The following is a 248-nucleotide window of genomic DNA, read 5'->3' as shown; positions in this document are numbered from 1 at the left end:
GCTGCTTCATCTAAATGGCCACAGTCAATAATCGCGCTGAGTCTTTCTTCTAAACGCCAGTCTTGTGGTCGTTTTTCTGCTGTCATTTGGCTACCCGTCTGGTGTGTTTCAAGTTGATGTTTTTTTGCGAGTGCTATCCAGCGTTGTAACGTTGAATAACCGACACCTAAATCATCTGCAATATCTTCTAGACGAACATCATCACATTGAGATAATGCTTTTTCAACCGCTTGAACTTTAAATTCTTG

General features: G+C 41.1%; 1 protein-coding gene. It reads right to left on the bottom strand.

The annotated features are described in order from the left end of the window. A partial coding sequence (locus tag H5201_RS22880; protein WP_182785480.1) for a transposase occupies window positions 1-248 on the bottom strand: 248 nt, incomplete at both ends.

Origin of the sequence: Pseudoalteromonas sp. SG43-6 (assembly GCF_014164365.1) — a bacterium.
Classification (GTDB): Bacteria; Pseudomonadota; Gammaproteobacteria; order Enterobacterales; family Alteromonadaceae; genus Pseudoalteromonas; species Pseudoalteromonas rhizosphaerae.
This window is presented reverse-complemented; position numbering and strand designations above follow the sequence as displayed.